Origin of the sequence: Persicitalea sp., from assembly GCF_041751555.1 — a bacterium.
Lineage (GTDB): Bacteria > Bacteroidota > Bacteroidia > Cytophagales > Spirosomataceae > Persicitalea.
Genome location: NZ_JBGSXF010000627.1, coordinates 1 through 6937, shown reverse-complemented (window position 1 = coordinate 6937; position 6937 = coordinate 1). Strand labels below are relative to the sequence as shown.

General features: G+C 51.4%; 5 protein-coding genes. 2 read left to right on the top strand and 3 right to left on the bottom strand.

Features of this window, described 5'->3' with window-relative positions:
• The first annotated feature begins 198 nt into the window (after positions 1-198).
• Entirely contained in the window at positions 199-810 is a 612-nt protein-coding gene (locus ACEW8P_RS22190) for a bifunctional precorrin-2 dehydrogenase/sirohydrochlorin ferrochelatase (protein ID WP_373515256.1), read from the top strand.
• Positions 811-880: 70 nt separating this feature from the next.
• Complete coding sequence (locus tag ACEW8P_RS22185) at positions 881-1465, top strand: molybdenum cofactor guanylyltransferase (RefSeq protein WP_373515255.1); 585 nt, start codon at positions 881-883, stop codon at positions 1463-1465.
• A 64-nt stretch (positions 1466-1529) separates the two neighbouring features.
• Here ACEW8P_RS22185 and ACEW8P_RS22180 read toward each other — a convergent pair whose 3' ends face one another.
• The 3 genes from ACEW8P_RS22180 to ACEW8P_RS22170 form a co-directional block, all read right to left on the bottom strand.
• Positions 1530-2000 (bottom strand): nitrate reductase associated protein, encoded by a 471-nt coding sequence (locus ACEW8P_RS22180; protein WP_373515254.1) that lies wholly within the window; start codon positions 1998-2000, stop codon positions 1530-1532.
• A 24-nt stretch (positions 2001-2024) separates the two neighbouring features.
• Positions 2025-3482 carry a rubredoxin gene (locus tag ACEW8P_RS22175; RefSeq protein ID WP_373515253.1) on the bottom strand — a complete coding sequence of 486 codons (1458 nt, stop codon included), beginning with the start codon at positions 3480-3482 and terminating at the stop codon, positions 2025-2027.
• Between the two features lie 38 nt (positions 3483-3520).
• Positions 3521-6937 (bottom strand): molybdopterin-dependent oxidoreductase (locus ACEW8P_RS22170; protein WP_373515252.1); only part of this gene is annotated, 3417 nt, incomplete at its 5' end.

Below are 6937 nucleotides of genomic sequence, written 5' to 3'. Positions count from 1 at the left end.
GCTTAGGCTTGATATGCAGCGACGCGCTGTCGTAAAGGGCGCGGTCGCCGAGGTAGTAGCTGAGGTTCGTTATCGCAATCATGCCGCAAAGGTACGGCGAAAGCGTGAAATTCGGTAGCCTAAAGTAGTTTGAATCCGCTTTAATCCGCTAAATTTGAGTTCTTAGCATTTTAATCCACAAAGAAAACCCATTAAGTCTTGAATCATTTATTCCCCATATTTCTCAAACTCAACAACGACGACCTGCACCTGCTCATCGTGGGTGGCGGTTACGTGGGGCTGGAAAAGATAGAGGCGGTGCTGGGAAACTCGCCCGAGGCGAAAATTACGCTCGTAGCTCCCGAGATTCGGGAGGAAATCCGGGAAATCGCGGCTCAAAAGCCCCATGTATCGCTCATCCCCAGAAACTTCGAAGACTTCGACCTGGACTATAAGGATTTAGTCATTGTAGCCACCAACGACCGGGAAGAGAATAAACGCATCAAGCGTGTGGCTCGCGCCCGGCATTTGCTGTGCAACGTGGCCGACACGCCCGACGAGTGCGACTTTTATCTTTCGTCCATTGTCAAGAAAGGCAATTTGAAAGTGGCCATCTCGACCAACGGTATGTCGCCGACCCTTGCTAAGCGGCTCCGTGAAGTACTCACCGAAGCCTTGCCTGACGACCTGGAAACGGCCATGGACCAACTCAAAGCCGTCCGCGATCAGTTGCGCGGGGACTTTGAATACAAGGTGCAGGAATTGAATAGGATCACGGAGGTATTGGTTAAAGAAGCGACAAAGCCACAAAGTGACAAAGCCATAGAGTGACAACGACGCATTGCCACAGACTGGCATTCGAGAATCAATTGCCGGTTAACGAAGCAGAAGAAACAAGGTAATGACATCAGACAAACTATACGGCCTGGTACTCAGCGGGGGCGAAAGTCGCCGCATGGGACGGGACAAGGGGCTGATTTCAACCGATTCGATAGCATGGGTAAATCGGGCGGGAAAGCTTTTGCAATACGTTGATATGCCCGTAGCCGTAATGATTCGGGAAGAACAGAAGTCGACTTACTCCGCAGAGGTATTTTCAGAATTTGAGCTAATAGCTGACCATGCTTTACCTGTAGGCGGGCCGTTAAAAGGTTTGCTGAGTTTTCACCGCCTCTATCCGCAGAGTGACGTGCTGGTACTTCCCTGCGATATGCCAAATATGTCGGCTGACGTACTTAAAGAGTTGATTGATTTTTATCTCAAAAACCCAGATTATGAGGCTTGGGTATTTGAAAATCAGAAAGTTTTACAACCATTTCCCGGAATATTTTCTGCTCAGCTATTGGCTGCTGTGCTGGTGAAAATAGAAAATGGATGTTTGTCAGGACATGGACTTACTCGCTTATTGAATTCTTCAAATACAGCGCATCTGGTTCTAACAGATGAGTCGAGTTTCCAAAATTTCAACACTCCACACGATTTTTAAAACGCACAGAGCAGACCGTTCGTCCGGTACTAAATCTTAGAGTGATCTTTGCGCCTATGCGGGATCACCTTATTCCAAACTCCACCAAAGCTTTCGGAAAATTCTCTCCCTCGTGTCCCGATCGGCTCAACTTTACGAGGGCGAAGCGTTGCAGTAAACCCAAGCCCATCCATTGTGCCAGAGTAGGCGGTGTACATTGCCATTCATGTGCTTTTTCAATCACCTCCAAAGGTACTTTGCCGAGGTTTTCCCAAGAGGCATTGACGCCGCCCAGGTCTTTTACTACCTTCTCGCTCCGCTCCCACACCCGCGCATTAAGGTAGTTTCGGTAAGCTTCGATTTCGGCGGGTGACTCACTGGGTAGTTCAGCCAGCGTTTGCTTTTCGTCGGAGGTCAGGCGGCTCCATTCGGCCAGCTGTAGTTTTTTATCGGCGATGTCCAGCTTGTAGCGCACGATCATGGGAATACAGCGGAGGGTGTCCACAAAATCATTTTCGAAGGCAAAAAAGACGGGTTCCACAAGTGTCGTGTCCATGTTGATAAGGCGAATTTAGTTAAATCAGACCATAACTTCCCCGGTTTCCAGCTTTACAAATTCTGACTTGGACGCATCGCAAGTCGGGCAGAGGTACTCGTCGGGTAGCAATGCGAAGGATGGGCCGGGTGCAATCCCCGCCCGCTCATCCCCGTATTTTTCATCATAAATTGTGAGGCAATGCGGGCATTGGTACTGCTCGTTTTGGTCATAATTAATTGGTTTTTCAACTGCATGAATTGTTACGGCCTTCGGTGTTTGGCGCGAAGCGTTGAATTTTCGACAAAGCCGATCCAGCTGGTTTGGCAGATGATTTTTCATCAAACCTTTTTCAAAGGGAAAGTACTTGCGGCTGTTCGGGTTATAGTTTTCGGTAAAATAAAGATCGTAAACGGGTAGTAACCCTAATTTTCCAAGCTTTACTGTCGGCCTTTTGCGAATCAAAATGGATCCGAACACCTCCGACTTGTCGCGCGTCTGTACACCGAAGCATAGCCCAAAGGTGCGCGTGTCATGCTTCTCGAAATAGCGGAGGATGTACTTTTTCAAATTCACCCCTTCCGCACTGTGATCCTCGGTCTGCCAGGCGAGTTCGTTGGCAGCGTGACGGACGTTGATATTGTGACGACTCAAAATGCGGCTCCATTCCTTACGATCTTTTTCCTCAATACTTTTGACAATCAATGATTTCCAGGGGGTAGTGCAGATTTCTCCCACGCGGGTTTCCAGGCAAAGCTCGCACACATCGAGCAGAAAAGGGATAGGGAACTGCTCATCGCGGCGGTACAGGCCCAGCCACGACCGCTGTCCGTAGCGGTTGAAGCCTTCGTAATAGGGGAGCGTGAATTCGGGAAGTTCAACCTCCTGAGCGGCGGGTTGGGTGATGAAGGATTTATTTTTAGAAATCTCCTTGTAGAGTTCAGGCTCCGATTGGTTGGTACTTTGCGGGTCCAGTAGCACTTGTTCCAGCGCGTGGGCGATGCGGGCAATATCATTGGTATAGATCAGATCGCGCCAACGAAACAAAATATTCGACTGTTTGGGTCGAACATACAAATACCAGAAATGTGGCTCGGGCGAAGCGATGAAATTGAGGTTCCCCGTAAAAAATGGCGTGAAACTCTGGTTAGCATCGGAGACGTTTATTTTTAGTCTTGGGGAATAATCGAATCCATCCAGAACGGTATGGTACTCGTTTTCGTGGAGCCACAGCCCGGTGCGAAATACCTCCTCGGCGCAGTAAGAAGTGACAATATTGGGGTATTGGTCGGCATTGAGTTCATAGCGAATCCGCTGTTTTTTCAAATCCCTTTCCAGAAAACGCACCTTCTCACCATTAACTCGAAAAATCAACTGCTCGCGCGACCCGAAACGTACATGCTGAACTTTGGCTTGATGGGCAACGGTGAGAATTTCACGCAATCTCCCGGGCGACACGATGCCACCGGGAAGATTGATTTTGATAGTCTGAATGTCTTGCATGGTTTTTTAGTACAAGGTAGAGTCGCGGCATGCCGCGTTTAGTGGGCGAAGGCAACCTGGGTCTGGCTGATCGCTTCTTCCAAAATGGACCTAACCTCTGGTCGGCAGGAGCCGCAGCCTGTGCCTGCTCCCGTCTTCTGACAAAGTTGTTTGAACTCGGTGCAACCACCCTGAATGGCTTTTTCAATGTTGCCCTGGCCAACCGTATTGCACGCACAGACCAGTTTTCCTTCCAGCGCTTCGGCTTTGGAGTTTGAGCGCAGCAATTCCAGCCGCTTTTCGGATAGTTCGGTGCCACGGGAAATCAGATCACGGAATTCGTTGAACTCGTTTTTATCGCCAATCAATATGGCCCCTACCAGCTTGTCCCGGTGGACGATGCACTTCTTATAATAGCGTTTGGCTTTGTCGATAAAAATAATTTCCTCGTAAGCTGATCCATTACCAAATAGAGCGTCGTCCGGGCTTTCGGCCAGGCCAATGCTGCACAGATGGAGCCCTTCTATTTTCAGGATATTCATTGAAAGACTACCTTGATACGGTAAGGTTACGTTACCGCTGAGGTAGGTGGCGATTACCTCCGACTGCTGCTCGGCGGCCAGGGTGATGCCCCACATCTGCCCACGCCATTGGGCAATTTCCCCGGCCGCAAAAATGTCGGGATCGGAAGTTTGCAGGTAGTCGTTGACCAACACGCCCCGTTTGCATTCCAGGCCGGCGGCGCGGGCTAGCTCGATATTCGGCGTAGTACCTATGGCTAAAACGGCCACTTGACAATCCAGTTGGCGGCCCGATTTCAGACGGACGGTTTCCAGCTTGTTCTTGCCGTGGTAGGTTAGTACTTCGTCGTTGAAGTACACCTCGATGCCCCGATCGCGGATTTCCTGATAAAGTAACTCCCCCGCCAGCGGGTCGAGTTGCCGCTCCATAAAGCGCCCGCCGCGCTGTACGATAGACACGCGAACATTCAGTTCCCGCAACGAAGCAGCCAGTTCCAAACCCAGTAAACCGCCCCCCACGATTACGGCATGCGGATCAGGGTATCCGAGAAAAGGTAGCAACGCGTCGGCATCCAGCCGTGAGCGCATATTGAAAATTCCCGGTAGTTGGGGGACGGCCTCAGGCATAAATGCCCGGCTTCCGGTAGCCAAAATCAACTTGTCGTAGTTGTGGATGAGGCCATTGGTATCGGTGACGGTTTTATTTTTTCGGTCTATATTATCAATGCCAACGCCCTTATGAACCCTAATACCCGCCTCGGCAAACTCTTCCTCGCGCAGCTTTACGAGCTGCTCCCAACTTTGCGACCCGCTGATGTAGTCGGGTAATAGCACACGGTTGTAAAAGGGATAAATTTCCTGAGAAAAAACCGTAATCTCATCTTTGCGATTAGTGGACCGATGGGCATTGACAAAACCCAAGCCCGCCGAACCTGCGCCAATAACAATTATTTTTTCAACTGGTTTTTGGAAAAGCGCCACCTGTACGGCGGTAAATTTGTAGTCAGGCTCCTTTGAACGTGGATCTACCAAACTGTTGGTCAGGTTGTTGGCTCTACCCAAATTGCTATTCAAAATTTTACCCCAGTGCATCGGCAGGAAACATACGCCCTGTCGGACATCATCCGAAAGTTGCGCCTTCACCCGTACCTCGCCACGTCGTCCCTGCACAGTGACAAGCTGGTTTGCTTCGATGTCGCGTTCGGCAGCGTCCTGAGGATTAATTTGTAGAAAAGGCTCGGGAATGTGCTGGTTCAATTTCGCCACGCGACCGGTCTTGGTCATCGTATGCCATTGGTCGCGGACACGCCCCGTCGTCAGCACAAGCGGAAAATAGGTATCCGTCGGTTCTGAGGTATTTCCATCGGGGGCGGTATGGATTTGTGCTCTTTGATTGGGGGTAAAAAACTTATGGTCAGCAAAGAGGCGTGGTGTGGCAACGGAGGTTTTTCCAACCGCAGTATCCATGCGCTGCGGCCATTGTACGCTGCGCTGCCTGCGCAGGATTTCGTGACTTAGCCCGGTGATATCGAGGTTGGTGTCCGTCGTCGTTTGCACGTATTCGTCGTACACTTCGGCGGCCGATTTGTAGTCGAATTCCTGGACAAAACCCATTTTTTGCGCGAAACGCCAGATGATTTCTACGTCAGGCAGGGCTTCGCCGGGTGCGTCAAGGATTTTGGGTAGGTAGGTGATCCGTCGCTCAGCGTTAGTCATCGTACCCTCTTTTTCAAGCCAGGCGGCGGCGGGAAGCACCACGTCGGCCATCGCCACCGTATCGGCGCGGCTTGAAACATCCTGGACTACTACAAACCGCCCTTTTTTCAGGGCTCGCTCCACGCTGTTGACGTCGGGCATACTCACCAGCGGATTAGTGTTGATAATCCAGATGGCTTTTAGTTTGTCGTCATCCATCGCCTGGAACATTTCGGTGGCCGTCAGGCCAGGCTTGTCAGCGATTTTGACAGGACTGTTCCAAAAGGCCTCCATCTCGATGCGATGTTTGGCGTCTGTCACGTCACGGTGGGCGGGCAAAATATTGGCCAAGCCTCCAACTTCACGTCCGCCCATCGCGTTGGGTTGCCCGGTGAGCGAAAACGGCCCATTGCCGGGCGCCCCGATTCGGCCCGTGATGAGGTGCAGGTTGATGAGCGAGAGGTTTTTGTTTACGCCCACCACCGATTGGTTCATGCCCATCGTCCAAAGCGAGAGGAAACCTTTCGAACGTCCGATCCATTCGGCGGCTTGCCGGATATCCGCCGCCTCGATGCCACAAATATCCGCCGCCTCGTCCACCGTACGGGCCATGACTTGCTCACGGTACTCAGCGAAGCCGTCAGTATGATCAATGATAAATTCTTCGTCCAGATATTTTTCCTCGATCAAGATCCGACCAATGGCGTAATTGAGCGTAATGTCGGTACCGGGCCGGATGGGAAGGTGCAGATCCGAAGCCCGGCCAGTGTCGGTCAGGCGTGGGTCCACGGTAATGATCTTGACGTCAGGAATCGCTTCCTTCCGCGCCTCGATCCGTCGCCAGATGATAGGGTGGCACCAGGCTGGGTTAGCGCCCTGCACGAAGAAAACATCCGCCTCCTCGATGTCATCGTAGCAGACAGGTACCGCGTCCTCACCTAGCGAAAGCTTATAGCCCACCACCGCCGAGCTCATGCACAGCCGTGAGTTGGTATCGATGTTGTTGGAACCGATGAAGCCTTTGATCAACTTATTAACCAGATAGTACTCCTCCGTCAGGCATTGCCCCGACACGTAAAAGGCTACCGAATCCGGACCGTATTTTTCAATGAAGGTTCTGAAAACTGCCGCCGTGCGCTCCAGCGCCGTATCCCAACTCACCCGCTGCAAAGGCATGGAACGGTTCATGCGCATCTGTGGGTATAGAAGGCGGTCGCTTTGATCCATGACGGTGTAGTGCAGATTCATGCCCTTGGAACA

What these genes read in the sequence shown, in the direction of transcription:
- ACEW8P_RS22185 (WP_373515255.1), top strand. Translation starts at nt 881, where the DNA reads ATGACATCAGACAAACTATACGGCCTGGTACTCAGCGGGGGCGAAAGT.
- ACEW8P_RS22180 (WP_373515254.1), bottom strand. Translation starts at nt 2,000, where the DNA reads ATGGACACGACACTTGTGGAACCCGTCTTTTTTGCCTTCGAAAATGAT.
- ACEW8P_RS22175 (WP_373515253.1), bottom strand. Translation starts at nt 3,482, where the DNA reads ATGCAAGACATTCAGACTATCAAAATCAATCTTCCCGGTGGCATCGTG.